Source organism: Cupriavidus sp. UME77 (assembly GCF_014170355.1).
Taxonomy (GTDB): domain Bacteria; phylum Pseudomonadota; class Gammaproteobacteria; order Burkholderiales; family Burkholderiaceae; genus Cupriavidus; species Cupriavidus basilensis.
Map to the genome: position 1 here is coordinate 84,577 of NZ_LZZU01000049.1, position 19,173 is coordinate 103,749.

Annotated in this window: 17 protein-coding genes; all 17 read right to left on the bottom strand. The window is 65.3% G+C overall.

Annotated elements, in window-relative coordinates; all coding sequences use genetic code 11:
• Window positions 1–81 precede the first annotated feature (81 nt).
• Window positions 82–879, bottom strand: a complete 798-nt coding sequence (gene trpA, locus A9975_RS20155) for a tryptophan synthase subunit alpha (protein WP_183034310.1) — start codon at window positions 877–879, stop codon at window positions 82–84.
• A gap of 2 nt (window positions 880–881) precedes the next feature.
• A complete protein-coding gene (locus A9975_RS20160; protein ID WP_043347990.1) occupies window positions 882–1,790 on the bottom strand; it encodes a site-specific DNA-methyltransferase in 909 nt (302 codons plus the stop codon).
• The gene (gene trpB, locus A9975_RS20165; protein WP_043347992.1) at window positions 1,790–2,983 is read right to left on the bottom strand and encodes a tryptophan synthase subunit beta; all 1,194 of its coding nucleotides are present in this window, start codon (window positions 2,981–2,983) and stop codon (window positions 1,790–1,792) included. The genes A9975_RS20160 and trpB overlap by 1 nt, the downstream gene beginning before the upstream one ends.
• Window positions 2,984–3,110: 127 nt before the next feature.
• Window positions 3,111–3,812: a phosphoribosylanthranilate isomerase gene (locus A9975_RS20170; RefSeq protein ID WP_183034312.1), complete on the bottom strand. Its 702-nt coding sequence runs from the start codon at window positions 3,810–3,812 to the stop codon at window positions 3,111–3,113.
• On the bottom strand, window positions 3,796–4,620 hold the full coding sequence (gene truA, locus A9975_RS20175) for a tRNA pseudouridine(38-40) synthase TruA (protein ID WP_183034314.1): 825 nt from the start codon (window positions 4,618–4,620) through the stop codon (window positions 3,796–3,798). Before truA ends, A9975_RS20170 begins: the two co-directional genes overlap by 17 nt.
• Window positions 4,621–4,807: 187 nt before the next feature.
• Window positions 4,808–7,693 carry a FimV family protein gene (locus tag A9975_RS20180; RefSeq protein ID WP_183034316.1) on the bottom strand — a complete coding sequence of 962 codons (2,886 nt, stop codon included), beginning with the start codon at window positions 7,691–7,693 and terminating at the stop codon, window positions 4,808–4,810.
• Between the two features lie 326 nt (window positions 7,694–8,019).
• Window positions 8,020–9,156, bottom strand: coding sequence for an aspartate-semialdehyde dehydrogenase (asd, locus tag A9975_RS20185; protein WP_183034318.1), 1,137 nt, complete (start codon window positions 9,154–9,156; stop codon window positions 8,020–8,022).
• Between the two features lie 328 nt (window positions 9,157–9,484).
• Window positions 9,485–10,552: a 3-isopropylmalate dehydrogenase gene (leuB, locus tag A9975_RS20190; protein WP_183034320.1), complete on the bottom strand. Its 1,068-nt coding sequence runs from the start codon at window positions 10,550–10,552 to the stop codon at window positions 9,485–9,487.
• A 48-nt stretch (window positions 10,553–10,600) separates the two neighbouring features.
• Complete coding sequence (gene leuD / locus A9975_RS20195) at window positions 10,601–11,251, bottom strand: 3-isopropylmalate dehydratase small subunit (protein ID WP_183034322.1); 651 nt, start codon at window positions 11,249–11,251, stop codon at window positions 10,601–10,603.
• Between the two features lie 10 nt (window positions 11,252–11,261).
• Window positions 11,262–11,393, bottom strand: a complete 132-nt coding sequence (locus A9975_RS20200) for an entericidin (RefSeq protein ID WP_183034323.1) — start codon at window positions 11,391–11,393, stop codon at window positions 11,262–11,264.
• A gap of 16 nt (window positions 11,394–11,409) precedes the next feature.
• Window positions 11,410–12,819 (bottom strand): 3-isopropylmalate dehydratase large subunit, encoded by a 1,410-nt coding sequence (leuC, locus tag A9975_RS20205; protein ID WP_174428408.1) that lies wholly within the window; start codon window positions 12,817–12,819, stop codon window positions 11,410–11,412.
• A 294-nt stretch (window positions 12,820–13,113) separates the two neighbouring features.
• Window positions 13,114–13,815: an ABC transporter ATP-binding protein gene (locus A9975_RS20210; protein WP_183034325.1), complete on the bottom strand. Its 702-nt coding sequence runs from the start codon at window positions 13,813–13,815 to the stop codon at window positions 13,114–13,116.
• Window positions 13,815–14,594: a high-affinity branched-chain amino acid ABC transporter ATP-binding protein LivG gene (gene livG / locus A9975_RS20215; protein WP_150993320.1), complete on the bottom strand. Its 780-nt coding sequence runs from the start codon at window positions 14,592–14,594 to the stop codon at window positions 13,815–13,817. Before livG ends, A9975_RS20210 begins: the two co-directional genes overlap by 1 nt.
• Window positions 14,591–15,865, bottom strand: a complete 1,275-nt coding sequence (locus A9975_RS20220) for a high-affinity branched-chain amino acid ABC transporter permease LivM (protein ID WP_183034327.1) — start codon at window positions 15,863–15,865, stop codon at window positions 14,591–14,593. The genes livG and A9975_RS20220 overlap by 4 nt, the downstream gene beginning before the upstream one ends.
• A gap of 7 nt (window positions 15,866–15,872) precedes the next feature.
• Entirely contained in the window at window positions 15,873–16,799 is a 927-nt protein-coding gene (gene livH, locus A9975_RS20225; protein ID WP_150993324.1) for a high-affinity branched-chain amino acid ABC transporter permease LivH, read from the bottom strand.
• A gap of 195 nt (window positions 16,800–16,994) precedes the next feature.
• Window positions 16,995–18,110 carry a branched-chain amino acid ABC transporter substrate-binding protein gene (locus A9975_RS20230; RefSeq protein ID WP_150993326.1) on the bottom strand — a complete coding sequence of 372 codons (1,116 nt, stop codon included), beginning with the start codon at window positions 18,108–18,110 and terminating at the stop codon, window positions 16,995–16,997.
• A gap of 643 nt (window positions 18,111–18,753) precedes the next feature.
• Window positions 18,754–19,173, bottom strand: a 420-nt coding sequence (locus tag A9975_RS20235; RefSeq protein WP_304523911.1) for a citrate/2-methylcitrate synthase, incomplete at its 5' end; no start/stop codon positions are given.

Here is a 19,173-nt window from a genome sequence, read left to right on the forward strand (position 1 = left end):
GCACAACGGCCGTCAAAATCAGTGTTTTTTGCTGCATTCACCGCCCGTGCGCCGACACGGGCAGCGGCGCCTCAATCACATTCAGGCATCCAGCGCCTGGCGGATTTCCGCGATGAACGACTGCAGCGATTGTACCGCCTGGTCGCGCGGCGCATCTTCCAGCAATTGCACCAGGCGGCTGCCGATCACCACGGCGTCGGCCACGCTGCCGATCGTGCGCGCGGTCTGCGCGTCGCGGATGCCGAAGCCCACGCCCACCGGCAGGTTGGCATGGCGCTTGATCAGCGGAATGCGGGCGGCCACGCTGTCGAGGTCAATGGTGGCCGAACCGGTTACGCCTTTGAGCGACACGTAGTACAGGTAGCCGCTGGCCAGCTTGGCCACGGCTTCGATGCGATCGTCGGTGGAGGTCGGCGCCAGCAGGAAGATCGGGTCCATCTCGTTGGCACGCATCTGCGCGGCGAAGGACTCGCACTCCTCGGGCGGATAGTCGACCACCAGCACGCCATCGACACCGGCGGCGCGCGCGGCCTTGGCGAAGGTTTCCTCACCCATGCGCTCGATCGGGTTGGCGTAGCCCATCAGCACCACGGGCGTCGCCGCGTTGGTCTGGCGGAACTCGGCCACCCAGGCCAGCACCTTGGTCAGCGTCACGCCCTGCGCAAGCGCGCGCTCGGAGGCACGCTGAATCACCGGGCCGTCGGCCATCGGGTCGGAGAACGGCACGCCAAGCTCGATCACGTCGGCCCCGCCCGCCACCAGCGCGTGCATCAGCGCGACGGTCAGGCCGGGCTCGGGATCACCAGCGGTGATGAACGGAATCAGGCCCTTCTTGTTCTGCGCGGCCAGCGCCGCGAAAGTCGTTTTGATTCGGGACATGGTCATTGGGCGAGAGTGGGCAGCGGCGTGGACGAGGCAGCCAGCAGGGGCTCATCGTTCGCGGCTGCGATGTTCAGGGTAGCGGGCGCGGCCTGCGGCGTCGTGATGCATGCCGCGACGCGCGCGCGCGCCACGTCGACATAGTCGGGATTCATCTCGAAGCCGACGAAGCGGCGCCCGTGCAACGCGCAGGCTACGGCGGTGGTGCCGCTGCCGGTAAACGGATCGAGCACCAGCCCGCCCGGCGGGCAGCTGGCCAGCACCATGCGTTGCACGATATGCAAGGGTTTCTGGGTTGGGTGATTGGCACGTTCCGGATCCTGCCGGTGGATACGCGGCACGCTCCACAGATCCTTCGGGTTGTAGCCAACTTCCAGCCACTTCTTGCCCTCGAAGCGCGGACGGCTGCGCGCCTTCTTGGTCTCGGCGTCGTACGGCACGCGCACCGGGTCAAGGTCAAAGTAGTAGTCGCGGGCCCGGGCAAAAAAGCCGATGTTGTCGTGCACCGAGGAATACTTGCGCGTGGTGCCGCCCATGCTCGGCACGCGCCGGTCCCAGATGATCTCGTTGATCATGGTCAGGCGCTGCTTGAGCATCACGAACAGCTCCGGCGAGTATTGCCAGGTGCAGAACAGGTAGAGCGAGGCGCGCGGCGCCAGCTTGGGCACCACCGCATCGATCCAGCTCGCGGACCATTCCAGGTAGGCATCCCCGGACAGGCGATCGGAGTCATTGCCATAGTCCTTGCCCAGGCCATAGGGCGGATCAGCGACGATCAGGTCGATGGAGCCGTCGGCTATGCGCTTGATGCCCTCCAGCACGTCTTCCTGGTAGAGCGTCAGTTGCGGTGCGGCGATAGGCGCGGACGGGGCGCCGCCTTCAGCGGCGCCCGGCGGGAGAAAGTCGCGCATCAGAGGGTCAGCCCCGAACGCTCGGCCACGGTATGCATGTCCTTGTCGCCACGGCCGGACAGGTTCACCAGCAGCAGCTTGTCCTTGGGCAGCGTGGGCGCGAGCTTGCAGGCGTAGGCGATGGCGTGGCTGGACTCCAGCGCCGGGATGATCCCTTCGATGCGGCAACAGTCGTGGAAAGCCTTGAGCGCCTCCTCATCGGTGATCGGGACATACTCGGCGCGGCCGATATCCTTGAGCCATGCGTGCTCGGGGCCGACGCCGGGATAGTCCAGGCCGGCGGAGATCGAATGGGTCTCGATGATCTGGCCGTTGGCGTCCTGCAGCAGGTAGGTGCGGTTGCCGTGCAGCACGCCCGGCGTGCCGCCGATCAGCGCGGCGGCGTGGCGGCCGGTTTCCAGGCCGTCGCCGGCGGCTTCCACGCCGATCAGGCGCACATCCTTGTGCTCGATGTACGGATAGAAGATACCCATGGCATTGGAGCCGCCGCCCACGCAGGCGATCACGGCATCGGGCTGGCGGCCCGTCATTTCCGGCATCTGCACCTTGGCCTCTTCGCCGATCACGCACTGGAAGTCGCGCACCATCATCGGGTAAGGATGCGGGCCGGCCACCGTGCCGATGATGTAGAAGGTGTTCTCGACGTTGGTGACCCAGTCACGCATGGCTTCATTGAGCGCGTCCTTGAGGGTCTTGGAGCCGCTTTCCACCGGCACCACGGTGGCACCCAGCAGCTTCATGCGGTAGACGTTGGCGGCCTGGCGCTTGACGTCTTCCGAGCCCATGTAGACCACGCACTCCATGCCGAAACGCGCGGCGATGGTCGCGGTGGCCACGCCGTGCTGGCCGGCGCCGGTCTCGGCGATCACGCGCGGCTTGCCCATGCGCTTGGCCAGCAGTGCCTGGCCGATCACGTTATTGATCTTGTGGGCGCCGGTGTGGTTGAGGTCTTCGCGCTTGAGATAGATCTGCGCGCCGCCGAGCATCTCGCTCCAGCGCTGTGCGTGATAGATCGGCGAGGGGCGGCCGACGAAATGCTTCAGCTCGCGGCGGTACTCCGCGTCGAACTCGGGATCCTTCTGGAAGTGCGCATAGGCTTCGCGCAGTTCGTCCAGCGCGTGCACCAGGGTCTCGGATACAAAGGAACCACCATAGGGGCCGAAATGGCCACGGGAATCGGGCAGGTCGTACATGAGTCAGCTCTTCTGAACAGGGCCCTTGCCGTTCTGGCAGGGGCCCGATGACGTTAGGGTCGTGCGCGGGGCAGGTGCGGTTTGCGGGGAATATGCGGGAGGCCGAACGCCTGGACGGCAACTTGACTCACCCGGCATCCGCGCCGCGCACCGCGCGCACGAAGGCGGCAATCCTGGCGTGGTCTTTCACGCCTTTGGCAGCCTCCACGCCGCTGCTTACATCGACAGCGTAGGGCCGCACGCGCTCAATCGCGCCAGCGACGTTTTGCGCGTTCAACCCACCACTCAAAACGATCCGAGGAGCGGCGCTTGCGGTCGGGTTGTGGGTGGGCGGAAGCCATGCCGGGGGTATCAGGGTCCAGTCGAAGACGTGCCCGCCACCGCCGTAGCCTTCGACGAAGGCATCAAGCAGCAAGGCAGCGGCATCACGATACAGATCTGCGAATTCTACCAAATCGAGGCCCGGCTGCACGCGTGCCGCGCGCAGAAACGGCAGCCGGCAGCGCTGGGCCACCAGCGTGCAGTCTTCGGGGCGCTCGTCGCCGTGGAATTGCAGTAGCGTAAGCGGCACACGCTCCACCACATGGGCAATATGGTCGGCCTCGGCATTGACGAACAGGCCCACCACCGACACGAAGGGGCCGGCGGCTTCGGCCAACGCCGCGGCGCGTGCCACCTCGACAAAGCGCGGGCTGCCCGGATAGAACACCAGGCCGATCGCGTCGGCGCCGGCATCGACCGCGGCGCGGACATCGTCCTCGCGCGTCAGCCCGCAGATCTTGATGCGGGTGCGGCGCGGCGCGCTGCCCGCTTCAGGCAACTGGGTCATTGGCAAACACTCCATGAAACAGGCTGGCGGCCGTGTCGGCGACCGGGATCTGGTACTGCTCAGGATACTTTACCCCGGCCAGGTAAAGGCCGTCGGGCATGAAAGTGGGTGCGGCATTGGCACGATTGCGCCCCGCCAGCACTTCGGCCAGCCATTCCGGCGGGTTGCGCCCCCGCCCTACCGCCACCAGGCAACCCATCAGGTTGCGCACCATGTGGTGCAGGAAGGCGCTGGCGCGAAAGCGCACGAACAGCCAGTCGCCGTCGGCCTTCAAGGTGATGTCGTACATGGTCTTGACCGGCGACTTCGCCTGGCACTCGGCAGCGCGAAAGGCCGAGAAATCGTGCTCGCCCAGCAGGCAGCCCGCGGCCGTGCGCATGGCGTCGACGTCCAGGCCCTTGCTTGGCGGCAGCATCAGGTAGCCTGCCCTGCCGTGCACCAGCGGCACACGGTGCGGCCCCACGTAGAGCGCGTAGTAATACATGCGCTCGAAGGCCAGGAAACGCGCATGGAAGCCGTCGTCCACCGGCTTGGCCCATTGCAGCGAGATGCTGGGCGGCAGGAAGGCGTTGACGCCGCGCACCCAGGAAAACGGTTCGCGCGTCAGCTCGGTGTCGATATGGATCACCTGGCCGAGCGCGTGCACGCCGGTATCGGTGCGGCCCGCCACCGTGGTCAGCACGCGGCTGCCGGCGAACTGCGCGATGGCGTCCTCGAGCCGGTCCTGCACCGTATTGCGGTGCGGTTGCGACTGCCAGCCTGAGAAGGCGGCGCCGTCATAGTGGAGGCCGAGGGCAATGCGGGTCATGGGGCGGAAATTGACGACGGAAGTTGACGATCAACGGGAGCTAGCGAAAACGGCGCGGCGCCGCTGAAAAACGCCCGGCTGCCGGCTCGCAAAAAACAAATGCGCCGGGAGCCACGCTCCCGGCGCATTGGTGGCGAGCTGCCGGGCGCATCGCTTGCGCACAGCCCGCCATTCTACAGCTTGCCTGTCAGGCCACGTCCCGCAGCAAAGTCTTGGCTTCGGTCAGCAGTGGGTCCTGCGACTGCTCCACCACTTCCTGCAGCAACTCCCGCGCGCCTTCCTTGTCGCCGATCTCGATATAGGCGCGGGCCAGGTCGAACTTGATCTGCATGTCGCGGCCACCATCGGCGGAGTCGGCCGACAACGTGCTCGGCGAGATGCCGCGCGCCGTGTCGAGCCCGCTTTCCGCGCTCACGCGGGACAGGTCGATCGGCTCGGACAGCTTGCCGTCGCGCAGCATGGTCGGCGCCGGCAGGGACGAGCTGAATGAGGCATGGGCCTCTTCATGCGCTTGCGCCGGGATGTCGGCCAATGCGTCGGCATGGCGCGCCGGACTGAGGTCCAGCGAGATGCCGGACATATCGAAGTCGAGCGGACGGCTACGCGTAGGCGTATCCAGCGCCGGGATGTCGTCATGACCGTCATGACCACCGATGCCATGGGTCTCGGGCAGATCCAGGCCAAGGCCATCGTCCAGGCGCGCGGCTAGCGCCGAAGGCGCCGCCTCGCCATTGCCGAACACGCGCGAGGCGGACTCGGGCGCGGTGATCGGCGCACCGGCTGCCGGCGCGGGGAACCCATCCAGCGGCAGTGCGAAGTCTGCCAGGTCCGCCAGCGGGGTTTCGCGCGGTGCCGCCGCCAGGTCTTGCGACGGATCGTGGGTGCGCCACTGGTCGGCCGGCAAGGTGGTGGTATCAACCGACGCGACATCGGGCGCCACACTCAAATACAAGGCATTGTTCGGATCAAGGCTACGCCCCATCTCCGTTGCCTGTGCCCACTCCGCCCCGTGTCCTCCAGTCTGGGCGAACATTTCTTCTGCAATCACGCGAAAACCTTCCACATCCTGACGAGTGTTGTAAATCTCCATGAGCTTCAGGCGGATCGCCTGGCGCTCAGGGTTTTGCTGCAGGGCTTCGCGCAGGATTTCCTCGGCCTGCACATCGCGCCCGTAGGCGATATAGACATCGGCCTCGGCGATCGGATCGACCTCGTTGGCTTCCGCGGCATTGTTGCCAATGCGGAAATCCGCTCCGAACACGCTGTGCTGCGAGGTGTCCACGCTCTGCCCGCCCGCGGTGCCGAACAGCGAATTGCCGCCGGCCATGACGGTGCTTTCCTGCGACAGGATGCTGTCACCGAAGGCCGCGCCGTCGCCGGTCTTCTGTTGCTGGCGCCGGCGATAGATCGCGTAGCCGCCCAGCAGGGCAATCAAGAGTCCGCCGCCTGGCAGCAGCATCGGATTGGCCAGCAGGTCTTCGATGAAGGACGGCTGGGCCACTGGCGCGGGCTGCGTCACGACCGGCGGGCGCTTGGCGGCAGGCGCTGAAGCGGCAGCAGGCTTGGCGGCAGCCGCAACGGTGGCGTCAGCGGCATTCGCGCCGGCGCTACTGGCGCCAGCAGCGGCCGCAGGCGCGGACGCCGGGGATGCTGCGAGCGGCGCGGCTGCTGCTGCGGCCGCCGTGGCCGCGCTGGCGCCAGCGCTGGCCGTTGCCAAGGCCGGCGCGGCTGCGTCGGCCTTGGCGGCCTCGGCCGGAACCACGGCAGGTGCGGCGGCTGCGGCTGCAGGGGCCGTGGCCGAGTCCTTGCCTGCCCCCTTCTGCACCTGGGCCAGCTTGGCGATCTCGGCGTTCTTCAGCTCGACCAGCCGCTGCATGTCGTTCACGTTCTTCTCAAGCTGCGCGAGACGTGCCTCGGCCTCCTTGAGCTGCCGTTCCTTGGCGATATTGGCTTCGGTTGCCGCAGCGGCAGCAGCCTGGCTGCCGCGATCGGGCTTGCTGAGCTTGAGCTCGTCGCGTGGGCCGGCGGCCGGTGCGGCCTGTTCCTGCACGCGCGCGGTGACGTTGCCCGACTGTTCGCGGCCACTGCCGGCCTCGACCGAGCGCCCCGCCGCCGCCGTAGCCAGGCGGCTGCGGTAGGCGTCGAAGCCCTGCGTGCGCGCCACCACTTCGCGGCGTGCCGCGCGGGGCGTGACCGATTGCGCCTCTTGCTGGCTAGGCACCTTGAGCACGGCGCCCGCCTTGAGGCGGTTCATATTGCCGCCGACGAAGGCGTTCGGATTGTTGCGATAAAGCGCGACCAGCATCTGGTCCAGCGATACCGAATCCTGTCCCTGGGACGCCTCGCCGGCAATGGCGGAGAGGTTGTCGCCGCGCTGTACGGTGTAGGTGCCGCCAGCCGCGGCGGCGCCGTCCGCGGAAGCCTGCGTAGCGGCGCGGTGCGGACGTGGCGCTGGCGCCTTGGCCTGGGGCCGTGGCGCCGGGCTAGCCGCGACGGGAGCCGGGGCCTGCACCGACGGCGCGGGCACGGGCGCAGCGCTTGGCGCGGGCGCCGCCGGGCTGGTGGCGCCGGATTCGTCGGGAGTGCCCGCCTGCACTACCGTGGTAGGCGAGAAAGTCTGGTTGGAAGGCTTGGCCCCTGCCGGATCCAGCAGGAAAGTGTACGCGCGCGACACCTTGCCGCTCGCCCATGTCATGTCGACCAGGATGTCGACAAAGGGCTCGCTGAGCGGCTGGGTTGACCGGACCCGTGCCACATAGCTCCCATTGGGGCGGCGCTCGACCTGCAGCCGCAGGCTGCTGACCGCCGGCAGATATGTCAGGCCGGCTTTGGCATACGCATCGGGCGACGCCAGCTTGACGGCCAGGCCGTCCGCTTCTTCCGCACTGACGCCACTAATATCGATTTCCGCTTGCAGCGGCTGACCCAGATTCGACTGTACCCGTAATTGCCCAAACCCCGCGGCGTAAGCGGCCGGCTGCGCGAGCAGCAAACCGAGTGCCGTGAAGGCCAGCGTTGACCAGCGCTGGCGGGCGGTAGGCGCATCTTTCCGGCGATGTTGGCTCACACTCACCTTGTGCTCCGTTGTGTTCTAGTAGTGAAATTAACTTAACATCAATGGTTTAGCGCAGCAAGTTAGCGTCCCGACTGAGCCCCGCGCCAACTCGTACGGACGTGCGGATGACCGCCCCGCAGCCCGGCATATGCCGCCTGTATTGTGACGCAACGCCGGGAAAAATAGGCGGCTGGGCGTGACAACGCCGCGCACAGGCGCGGCGTTGTTATCAAAGCCCGTGGTTTCTGTTGCCTGGCTGCAACGGAACCACGGAGGCCTTGCGCGGAGCCTCAAGACATGGACCAAGACATGACTCAAGCGCTCCTTGGGAGCAAGTCCCTGGCTCAGGCTTCGATCAGGATGCGCAGCATACGACGCAGGGGCTCGGCGGCGCCCCACAGCAGCTGGTCGCCAACGGTGAAGGCCGAGAGGTATTCCCCACCCATCTGCATCTTGCGCAGGCGTCCCACCGGAATGGTCAGGGTGCCGGTCACGGCGGCCGGCGTGAGGCCGGTCATGCTGGCCTCACGGGTATTCGGCACCACCTTGGCCCACTGGTTGTTTTCGGCCAGCATGGCTTCGATCTCATCGAGCGGCACGTCGCGGCGCAGCTTGATGGTCAGCGCCTGCGAATGGCAGCGCATGGCGCCAATGCGCACGCACAGGCCGTCCACGGCGATCGGTGCAGCGCCGGTCGCGCCCAGGAAGCCTTCGCCGCGGCCCAGGATCTTGTTGGTCTCGGCGCCGGCCTTCCATTCTTCCTTCGACACGCCGTTGCCCAGGTCCTTGTCGATCCAGGGAATCAGGTTGCCAGCGAGCGGCACGCCGAACTGCTTGGTTTCGTCGGCGGACAGGCCGTGCTGGGTCGCCAGGATGGTGCGGTCGATTTCCAGGATTGCCGATGCCGGGTTATCCAGCAGCGGCTTGACCGACGCGTTGAGCGTGCCGAACTGCGTCAGCAGCTCGCGCATGTGCTGCGCGCCGCCGCCCGAGGCAGCCTGGTAGGTCATGGACGTCATCCAGTCGATCAGGTCGTGCTGGAACAGGCCGCCCAGGCCCATCATCATGCAGCTGACCGTGCAGTTGCCGCCGATGAAATTCTTGACGCCCTTGGCCAGCGCGTCCTTGATGACACCAAGGTTGACCGGATCCAGCACGATGATGGCATCGTCCTTCATCCGCAGCGAGGACGCCGCGTCAATCCAGTAGCCCTTCCAGCCAACTGCGCGCAGCTGCGGGAAAATCTCGTTGGTGTAGTCACCGCCCTGGGCGGTGAGGACAACGTCGCACTTCTTCAGCGCTTCGATGTCGTTCGCGTCCTTGAGCTTGGTTTCATTCTTGGCCATGGCCGGAGCCTGGCCGCCAGCGTTGGACGTGCTGAAGAATACGGGCTCGATATGGTCGAAATCGCGCTCTTCCTGCATGCGTTGCATCAGGACGCTGCCGACCATTCCTCGCCAGCCGACGAGACCTACAATCATGACTAACCTCGGATGTGATTTGAACTTCCCCGCGCTTTCCTCGCCCGACGTGACTGCGCGGGGAAGACGAGCAGGCACGACGAACGATCTAGCCGATCGTTTTGGTAGTAATGGTTTTAATCGTCGTTGCGGTAAGCGGGTGGCCGTGCGAACCCAGGCCAACCGGGCTGCGGGTAGCAACCGGGGCGGCGATGGCAGTCGAGGGGGACTGGAAGATTCGGACCATTCGCAAAGTCTACACGATTTTGTGGCGCTGCCACACGGGGGAAATCGGGGACAAATGAAAGAAAAGGCGCCGCATGCGGCGCCTTTTCAACTTTAATGCGGCTTACAGTGCCGCGAGCACGGCCTCGCCCATTTCACGCGTGCCGACCTGCTTGCAGCCCGGCGTCAGGATGTCGCCGGTGCGGTAGCCCTGGGCCAGCACCTTCTTGACGGCGTTCTCGATGCGGTCGGCCTGCTCGGCACGGTTCAGCGAGAAACGCAGCATCATCGCCGCCGACAGGATGGTGGCCAGCGGATTGGCCACGCCCTTGCCGGCGATATCCGGAGCGGAACCGTGCGACGGTTCGTACAGGCCCTTGTTGTTGGCGTCCAGCGAAGCCGATGGCAGCATGCCGATCGAGCCGGTCAGCATGGCAGCCTCGTCCGACAGGATATCGCCGAACATATTGCCGGTGACAATCACGTCGAAGCTCTTGGGCGCCTTGATCAGCTGCATGGCCGCGTTGTCCACGTACATGTGCGACAGCTCGACTTCCGGGTATTCCTTGTGCACATCGATCACGACGTCCTTCCAGAACTGGAAAGTCTCGAGCACGTTGGCCTTGTCCACGCTGCACAACTTCTTGCCGCGCTTGGCCGCGGCCTGGAAGGCCACGTGGGCGATGCGGCGGATTTCCGGCTCGCTGTAGCGCATGGTGTCGAAGCCTTCGCGTGCGCCCTTGAAAGGACCGTCCGGGGCTTCGCGCATGCCGCGCGGCTGGCCAAAGTAGATGTCGCCGTTCAGCTCGCGCACGATCAGGATGTCCAGACCGGCCACCAGCTCAGGCTTCAGGCTGGACGCACCGGTCAGTTCCGAATAGCAGATCGCCGGACGGAAGTTGGCGAACAGCTGCAGGTGCTTGCGCAGGCCGAGGATGGCCTGCTCGGGACGCAGCGGGCGATCCAGCTTGTCGTACTTCCAGTCGCCCACGGCGCCGAACAGGATGGCGTCGGCTTGCTGGGCCAGCTTGAGCGTGGCGTCGGGCAGCGGATGGCCGCTGGCCTCGTAGCCGGCGCCGCCCACCGGGGCGGTTTCCATCTCGAATTTTTCGTCGAGCGCGTTCAGGACCTTGACGGCCTCCGCGATGATCTCGGGACCGATGCCGTCACCCGGCAGGACTGCGATTTTCATGCTTTGTCTTCCTTGTTTTGTCTCAGCGTCTCAGCGTACCAACCGGCCTCAGCCGACCACGCGGTTGTTTAACCACGGCATCCTGGCCACGCGCTCTGCCTCGTACGCCTTGATCTTGTCGGCATGGCGCAGGGACAGGCCGATATCGTCAAAGCCGTTGAGCATGCAGTACTTGCGGAATGGCGCGATGTCGAACGGGTAGCTGTTGCCGCCCGGCGTGACCACCAGTTGCTTGTCGAGATCGATGGTCAGCTTGTAGCCATTGAACGCATTGGTCTCGTTGAAGATGTGGTCGACCTGCAACTCGGTCAGCACCACCGGCAACAGGCCGTTCTTGTAGCAGTTGTTGAAAAAGATGTCGGCAAAGCTCGGCGCGATCACGGCGCGAAAGCCATATTGCGTCAGCGCCCAGGGTGCGTGCTCGCGCGAGCTGCCGCAGCCGAAGTTGCGGCGGGCAAGCAGGATCGAGCCGCCCTGGTAGCGCGGCTGGTTGAGCACGAAGTCCGGGTTCAGCGGGCGGCTGCTGTTGTCTTGCCCGGGCTGGCCCACGTCCTTGTAGCGCCATTCGTCGAACAGGTTCGGGCCGAAGCCGGTGCGCTTGATCGACTTGAGGAATTGCTTCGGGATGATGGCGTCGGTGTCGACGTTCTCGCGGTCCAGCGGCACCGTGAGCCCGCTGTGTACAGTGAACTTGTCCATGGTCGGTTCCTTACTTCTTTGCCGCGCTTTCGAACGAGCGGCCTGCGGCCTGTGTGTCCTTGCCAAGGCCGGCCATCGTATGGCAGCCGGCCAGTTGCAGCATGCCCAGGCATGCGAGCAACACAATCAGGGCTTGTTTCATGATGAGCCTGCGCGAATTAGCTGAGCTGGCGGATATCGACGAAGTGGCCTTCGATGGCGGCCGCGGCGGCCATCGCCGGGCTCACCAGGTGAGTCCGGCCACCCGCGCCCTGGCGCCCTTCGAAGTTGCGGTTCGAAGTCGACGCGCAGCGCTCGCCCGCCTCCAGGCGGTCTGCGTTCATGGCCAGGCACATCGAGCAGCCCGGCTCGCGCCACTCAAAACCCGCCGCCTTGAAGACCTTGTCCAGCCCTTCACGCTCGGCTTGTTCCTTGACCAGGCCCGAGCCCGGCACCACCATCGCCAGCTTCACGTTGGAAGCCACGCGCCGTCCCAGTTTCTGCACGACCCACGCAGCGGCACGCATGTCTTCAATGCGGGAGTTGGTGCAGGAACCGATAAAGACCTTGTCGATCTTGATGCTGTCCACTGGCACGTTGGGCTGCAGGCCCATGTACTCGAGCGCGCGCTCCATGGCGTTGCGCTTGTTCGGGTCTTTTTCCTTCTCGGGATCCGGCACGCGGTCCTCGATGCTGACCACCATCTCGGGCGAGGTGCCCCAGGTCACCTGCGGACGAACCTCTTCCGCGCGCAGCTCGACCACCTGGTCGAAATGCGCACCGGCGTCCGAATGCAGCGTGCGCCAGTAGCCCACGGCCTGCTCCCACTCCACGCCCTGCGGCGAGAACGGGCGGCCCTTGACGTACTCGAGCGTGACATCGTCCACCGCCACCAGGCCAGCGCGCGCCCCCGCCTCGATGGCCATGTTGCACACCGTCATGCGCCCTTCCATGCTCAGGTCGCGAATGGCTGAGCCAGCGAACTCGATGGTGTAGCCGGTGCCGCCCGCGGTCCCGATCTTGCCGATCACGGCCAGCACGATGTCCTTGGCGGTGCATCCGCGCGGCAGCTTGCCTTCCACGCGCACCAGCATGTTCTTGGCCTTCTTGCCCAGCAGCGTCTGCGTGGCCAGCACGTGCTCCACCTCGGAGGTGCCGATGCCGTGCGCCAGCGCGCCAAACGCGCCGTGCGTGCTGGTATGCGAATCGCCGCAGACCACCGTCATGCCCGGCAGCGTAGCGCCCTGCTCCGGCCCGATCACGTGCACGATGCCCTGGCGCAGGTCGTTCATCTTGAACTGGGTGATGCCGTACGCGTCGCAGTTGTTGTCCAGCGTATCCACCTGCAGCTTCGACACCGGATCGGCGATGCCCTGGCTACGATCCGTGGTCGGCACGTTGTGGTCCGACACCGCCAGGTTGGCGCTGATGCGCCAGACCGGGCGCTGCGCCAGCTTCAGGCCTTCGAACGCCTGCGGGCTGGTGACTTCGTGCAGCAGATGGCGATCGATGTACAGCATCGTGGTGCCGTCATCTTCGACGTGCACGGTGTGGTCATCCCAAAGTTTGTCGTAAAGCGTCTTGGCCATGATGCAGGGGGGGCGGGCCGGGACCGTTTGGTACAGCACGGTTGGCGGCGTCGCGCGGTAGTTTGGGGGATTTTTCGCAGGAATGCGGGCAACGAAATGCGGCTTGCTGCGATGCTTGACTTCGCAATCGATTATGCCACAGCGATAGCGCGCGACCGTGCCGTGGCCGGCCTGCGCGGCGGCGGAAATGTAATGTGATTGGCGAAAGGGGGATTTCGCCGATGGCGAAAAGGGGGATGGCGTGGGTCTTCTCCCGCTCGCCCGCCAGGCGGGTGAGCGGGAGAAAAACTGGGCTCAACCGCCCAGGTAAGCGCTCTTGATGCGGTCGTTGGCCAGCAGATTGGCGCCGGTGTCCGCCAGCACCACGCGCCCCGTCTCCAGCACATAGCCGCGATCCGCCACACCCAGCGCCTTGTTGGCGTTCTGCTCGACCAGGAACACTGTGACGCCTTCGTCACGAATGGTCCGGATGATGTCGAAGATCTGCGCGATCACCAGCGGTGCCAGGCCGAGCGTCGGCTCGTCCAGCAACAGCAGGCGGGGCCGGCTCATCAGTGCGCGGCCGATGGCCAGCATCTGCTGCTCGCCGCCGGACATGGTGCCGGCGCGTTGCGTGGAGCGCTGCTTGAGCCGCGGGAAGAGCTTATAGACGCGCTCGACGCCCGCCTCGATCTCGTCGCGCTTGCCGAAGAAGGCGCCCATCTTCAGGTTGTCCAGCACCGTCAGGCTGGGAAACACGCGCCGCCCCTCCAGCGAGATCGCCATGCCGAGGCGCATGATCTCGTGCGTGGGACGGCGCGTGATGTCCTGCCCTTCAAACATCACGCGCCCGCTCGACGCGCGCGGCGAGCCGCACACGGTCATCATCAGCGTGGTCTTGCCAGCGCCGTTGCTGCCGATCAGCGTGACGATCTCGCCCTTGTTCACCTCAATCGATACGCCAGACAGCGCTTCGATCGCGCCGTAATGGGTATGGACTTGTTCCAGCTTCAGCATCAGTCCTCTCCCAGGTAAGCCTTGATCACGCGCGGGTCGTTGCGCACTTCGGCTGGTTTGCCGACCAGGATCGGGCGGCCGTGTTCCATCACCAGGATGCGGTCGGACACGCCCATCACCAGGCTCATGTCATGCTCGATCAGCAGCACCGAGATCTTGAACTCGCGCCGCAGCTGGTCAATCAGCTGCGACAGCTCGACCTTTTCCTGCGGATTGAGGCCGGCAGCCGGCTCGTCAAGCATCAGCAGGCGCGGATTGGTGATCATGCAGCGCGCGATTTCCAGCCGGCGCTGGTGGCCATACGACAGCGTTCCCGCCTCGCGGTTGGCCACGCCACGCAGACCCATGCGCTCGAGCCACACCGACGCGCGCTCCAGCGCCTCACGCTCGGCGCGGCGATAGGCCGGCGTAGCAAACAGCCCACGCAGCAGCCCGGAGCGTACCTGCAGGTGTTGCGCCACCAGCAGGTTCTCGACCACCGTCAGTTGCTTGAACAAGCGGATGTTCTGGAACGTACGCACCAGGCCGCGGCGCGCCACCTGGTGGCTCGGCAGGCGGGCGATCGAATGCCCGTCCAGCATGACCTCGCCGGCGGTGGGCTTATAGAAGCCGCCCACGCAATTGAACACCGTGGTCTTGCCCGCCCCGTTGGGGCCGATGATGGCGAAGACCTCATCGCGGCGCACATCGAAATCGATGCCGTCGACCGCCAGCAGGCCGCCGAAGCGCATCTGCAGACCGGAGACTTTCAGCAGTTCCGCTGATTGAACTTGGCTCATTGCGGCAACTCCACATGGGGGCGGCTTGCGGGCAGCAGGCCCTGCGGACGCCACATCATCATCAGCACCATCACCAGGCCGAAAATCAGCATGCGGTACTCGGCAAAGCCGCGCGCCACTTCCGGCAGCGCGGTCAGCAGGATGGCGGCCAGGATCACGCCCAGCTGCGAGCCCATGCCGCCCAGCACCACCACCGCCAGGATCAGCGCGGACTCGATAAAGGTGAACGATTCGGGATTGACCAGGCCCTGGCGCGCGGCGAAGAACGCGCCGCCCAGGCCGGCAAACGCCGCGCCCAGCGTGAATGCCGACAGCTTGATGCGGGTCGGGTTCAGGCCCAGAGAACGGCAGGCGATTTCATCCTCGCGCAGGGCTTCCCACGCACGTCCCATCGGCATGCGGATCAGCCGGCTGGTGACGAACAGCGTGAAGCCCACCAGCAGCAACGCCAGCAGGTAGAGGAAGATCACCATGTGCTCGCCGCTGTAGTCCCAGCCAAGCAACTCATGAAAGGTCTTGACGCCTTCCACGCTAGAACTGCGCGCCATCTCGATGCCGAACACGGTCGGCTTCGGGATGCCCGACACGCCATCCGGTCCGCCGGTGAGGCTGGTCAGGTTGTTGAGCAGCAGGCGGATGATCTCGCCGAAGCCCAGCGTGACGATGGCAAGGTAGTCGCCGCGCAGCCGCAGCACCGGAAAGCCCAGCACGAAACCGAACAACGCCGACATGCCGGCGGCGATCGGCAGGCACTCCCAGAAGGTCAGTCCGAAGTATTGGTTGAGCAGCGCGTAGGTGTAACCGCCAACCGCGTAGAAGCCGACGTAGCCCAGGTCGAGCAGGCCGGCATAGCCCACCACGATGTTCAGGCCGAGGCCCAGGATCACGTAGATCAGCGCCAGCGTGGCCACGTCCACCGCGCCGCGAGAACTGAAAAACGGGAATACCAGGCCAACCGCCAGCAGCAGCCAGATCACCTTGCGCTGCTGGGTCGCGCCCAGCGCGGGCAGGCTCGGCACCTTGACACCGGCCGTGGCGCGCTGGAAGAGCGGCTTGAAGAGCTGGAACAGGAAGACCGCGCCGACCGCCAGCCACACCGGCTTCCAGTGCGGCTCGAGCACGACCTTGTAGCCGTCGAGCTTCAACTGCAGCCCCAGCACGGGAATGGTCAGGATGGCCGTCATCACGGCCGCGACGATGGCGTTCTTCAGGGTCTGCCCTGCCGGCGCGCCCTGCGCCAAACTGATTGGCGTAGAAATAGCTTGTGTCATAGCGTCCTCACACCTTTTCAACGTCAGGCTTGCCCAGCAGCCCGGTCGGGCGGAACAGCAGGATCAGCACCAGCAGGCCGAACGCCACCACGTCCTTGTACTCGGCCGGCATATAGCCGGAGGCAAAGGTCTCGGCCAGGCCCAGCAGCACGCCGCCGAGCATGGCGCCCGGGATGCTGCCGATGCCGCCCAGCACGGCCGCGGTGAAGGCCTTGATGCCCGCCACGAAGCCGATATACGGGTTGAGCTTGCCGATGGTCAGGCCGATCAGCACGCCGCCCACCGCCGCCAGCATCGCGCCCAGCACGAAGGTGAAGGAGATCACGCGGTTGGTGTCGATGCCGAGCAGGTTGGCCATGCGCATGTCCTCGGCGCAGGCGCGGCAGGCGCGGCCCATGCGCGAGCGGCCGATGAACAGCGTCAGCGCCAGCATCAGCACCAGCGTGACGCCGACGATCAGCAGGCGCGAATACGGTACGGTCACGGTGAAATCGCCGCCCATCTGGAACTCGATGGCGCCGGAAATCAGCACCGGCACCGACATGTCGCGCGCGCCCTGCCCGATCTGCACGTAGTTCTGCAGGAAGATCGACATGCCGATGGCGGAGATCAGCGGCACCAGCCGCGGACCGCCGCGCAAGGGCCGGTAGGCCACGCGCTCCACGGCGAAACCATACAAACCGGTGACCAGGACGGACACCAGCAAGGCGGCGCCCAGCACCAGCGGCAGCGGATAGCCCGCGCTCGCGCCGATGGCGGTGAGCGTCACCAGGCCCACGTAGGCGCCGATCATATAGATCTCGCCATGGGCAAAATTGATCATGCCGATGATGCCGTAGACCATGGTGTAGCCAATGGCGATCAGCGCATAGATCGCACCCAGCGTCAGGCCATTGACCAGCTGCTGGGTAAACTGTGGAAGGAACTCGTTCATGCGGGAAGCCCCATAACTTTGAAGCTGGAGACGCCGGCGTTGCAGGAGGTGCGCAAGCGCCGGGCCGGCTCCGTAATGCCGGATATGCCCAGGCCCCGGACGCGGTGGATAAACCGCGCCGGCCGGGCAACCGGACCCCGATACCAAAACGCCCCGCTCAAGCCATGAGCGGGGCGCGCAAAGCCAATGTGCGGCTTAGTTGGCAGCGGTCTTGGTGGCGTCCTTGTGCCAGGTGAACACAACGAACTTGAACGACTTCAGGTCGCCCTGCGCGTCGTACTCGACCTTGCCGATCGGGGTCTGGAAGGCGTTCTTGTGCATGTACGCGGCAACCTTGGTCGGGTCGGTGCTCTTGGCGCCGGCGATGGCGTCGCCAATGATCTGGACCGCGGCGTAGGCCGGCATCTGGAACGGACCGTTGGCGTCACGCTTCTTGTCGGCGAAGGCCTTGACCAGCGCGGCGTTGGACGGATCGGCGGAGAAGTCGGCCGGCAGCGTGACCAGCATGCCTTCCGAAGACGCGCCGGCGATCGCCGTCACGTCCTTGTTGCCCACGCCTTCAGGACCCATGAAGGTCGCCTTGACGCCCTGCTCGCGCGCCTGGCGCAGCAGCAGGCCCATTTCCGGGTGATAGCCGCCGAAGTAGACGAAGTCCACGCCTTGCGACTTGAGCTTGGTAATGACGGCGGAGTAGTCCGAATCGCCGGCGTTCACGCCTTCGAACACAGCCACGGGGATCTTGGCGGCTTCCAGGTCCTTCTTCACCGACGAGGCAATGCCCTGGCCGTACGACTGCTTGTCGTGCAGGATCGCGACCTTCTTGGGCTTGATCTTGGTGATGATGTACTGGGCAGCGGCCGGGCCTTGCTGGTCGTCGCGGCCGATGGTGCGGAAGATGAACTTGCGCTTCTTGTTCTCGGTCAGCTGCGGCGCGGTGGCCGACGGCGTCACCATGACGATGCCTTCGTTCTCGTAGATGTCCGAAGCCGGGATGGTCGAGCCCGAGCACACGTGGCCGATCACGTAATGGATCTTCTGGCTGACGATCTTGTTGGCTACCGCCACGGCCTGCTTCGGTTCGCAGGCGTCGTCCATCATCACCACTTCGAACTTGTTGCCGCCCGCGCCGCCAGCGGCATTGATCTGCTCGATGGCAGTCAGCGCACCAGCCTTGACCATGTCGCCGTACTGGGCAACGGAGCCGCTCATGGGGCCGGCAATGGCAATCTTGACGGTTTCAGCGTTGGCAGCGGCGCCGAAAGCGCACAGGGCCGTGGCCAGGGAGATGGACGTAAGACGGGACAGCGTCATTCAGGAGCTCCTCGATTATGGTTGGGTCATGGGCTGAGACGGCATGACCTGCGCAATCGAACAACACCCGCGAGCGAAAACCAGGGAAAGACGCCCGAGACGCGGAAGACGGGCCTGCAAGAAAAGAAGCGTGTGCGGGGCCCGGCATGTGTCAGCCCTCCTGTGCAATCCATGCAACGGAAGACCTTGGTTCGGAAAGACAACGTTGATGCGTTCTCTATTGCGCAGGTGATTCGCCTGCCCCGCTCGCCTCAACGCAGTCCGGAAGGGTGGCCCGGCTGCTGTCGGCAAAGCAGCCCGCATTATAGGGTCAATTTCCGCGCCGGATGGCACATTTGCACAACAAATGAGGATCTTAATGGTAGTAACACAGCACAAAGCGTCGGAAATTGGCGTTATCGCCACGTTTCACGCAACAAATCTTTTGCGCCGCACAAGCGCTCCCGGGCTTGGAAGACAAGGCCCTGTCGAGACCGGAGCGTCTGGTATTGCTGCGCCGCCCCGGCGAGTCGTTTCGCGTCCTGGCTGAAGGATCGGGGATCTGTACCTGTGCGCGCGCACAACAGCAAAACGCCCCGGCCAAGGCCGGGGCGTTTCATGATGCATGCGGCGCCGTGACTGCTGGCACCGCCTTACCGGGGCATTAACGCGTGCCCATATCCGGCACGTTGCGGCTTGCCGCGCCATTGAACAGCTGGCGCGGACGGCCGATCTTGTATTCCGGATCGGTGATCATTTCTTCCCACTGCGAGATCCAGCCCGGAGTGCGTGCCAGGGCGAAGATGCAGGTGAACAGCGACGTCGGGATGCCGAGCGCGCGTTGCACGATGCCCGAGTAGAAGTCGACGTTCGGGTACAGCTTGCGGCTGACGAAGTACTCGTCTTCCAGCGCGATCTTTTCCAGTTCCATGGCGAGCTTGAACAGCGGGTCGTTGTGCAGGCCCAGTTCGTTCAGCACTTCATAGCAGGTTTCGCGCATCAGCTTGGCACGCGGATCGTAGTTCTTGTACACGCGGTGGCCAAAGCCCATCAGGCGCACGCCCGAGTTCTTGTCCTTGACCTG

Bases quoted from the DNA above. Each gene is read 5' to 3' on its own strand.
- trpA (WP_183034310.1), bottom strand. From the start codon at position 879: ATGTCCCGAATCAAAACGACTTTCGCGGCGCTGGCCGCGCAGAACAAG.
- A9975_RS20160 (WP_043347990.1), bottom strand. From the start codon at position 1,790: ATGCGCGACTTTCTCCCGCCGGGCGCCGCTGAAGGCGGCGCCCCGTCC.
- trpB (WP_043347992.1), bottom strand. From the start codon at position 2,983: ATGTACGACCTGCCCGATTCCCGTGGCCATTTCGGCCCCTATGGTGGT.
- A9975_RS20170 (WP_183034312.1), bottom strand. From the start codon at position 3,812: ATGACCCAGTTGCCTGAAGCGGGCAGCGCGCCGCGCCGCACCCGCATC.
- truA (WP_183034314.1), bottom strand. From the start codon at position 4,620: ATGACCCGCATTGCCCTCGGCCTCCACTATGACGGCGCCGCCTTCTCA.
- asd (WP_183034318.1), bottom strand. From the start codon at position 9,156: ATGATTGTAGGTCTCGTCGGCTGGCGAGGAATGGTCGGCAGCGTCCTG.
- leuB (WP_183034320.1), bottom strand. From the start codon at position 10,552: ATGAAAATCGCAGTCCTGCCGGGTGACGGCATCGGTCCCGAGATCATC.
- leuD (WP_183034322.1), bottom strand. From the start codon at position 11,251: ATGGACAAGTTCACTGTACACAGCGGGCTCACGGTGCCGCTGGACCGC.
- A9975_RS20200 (WP_183034323.1), bottom strand. From the start codon at position 11,393: ATGAAACAAGCCCTGATTGTGTTGCTCGCATGCCTGGGCATGCTGCAA.
- leuC (WP_174428408.1), bottom strand. From the start codon at position 12,819: ATGGCCAAGACGCTTTACGACAAACTTTGGGATGACCACACCGTGCAC.
- A9975_RS20210 (WP_183034325.1), bottom strand. From the start codon at position 13,815: ATGCTGAAGCTGGAACAAGTCCATACCCATTACGGCGCGATCGAAGCG.
- livG (WP_150993320.1), bottom strand. From the start codon at position 14,594: ATGAGCCAAGTTCAATCAGCGGAACTGCTGAAAGTCTCCGGTCTGCAG.
- A9975_RS20220 (WP_183034327.1), bottom strand. From the start codon at position 15,865: ATGACACAAGCTATTTCTACGCCAATCAGTTTGGCGCAGGGCGCGCCG.
- livH (WP_150993324.1), bottom strand. From the start codon at position 16,799: ATGAACGAGTTCCTTCCACAGTTTACCCAGCAGCTGGTCAATGGCCTG.
- A9975_RS20230 (WP_150993326.1), bottom strand. From the start codon at position 18,110: ATGACGCTGTCCCGTCTTACGTCCATCTCCCTGGCCACGGCCCTGTGC.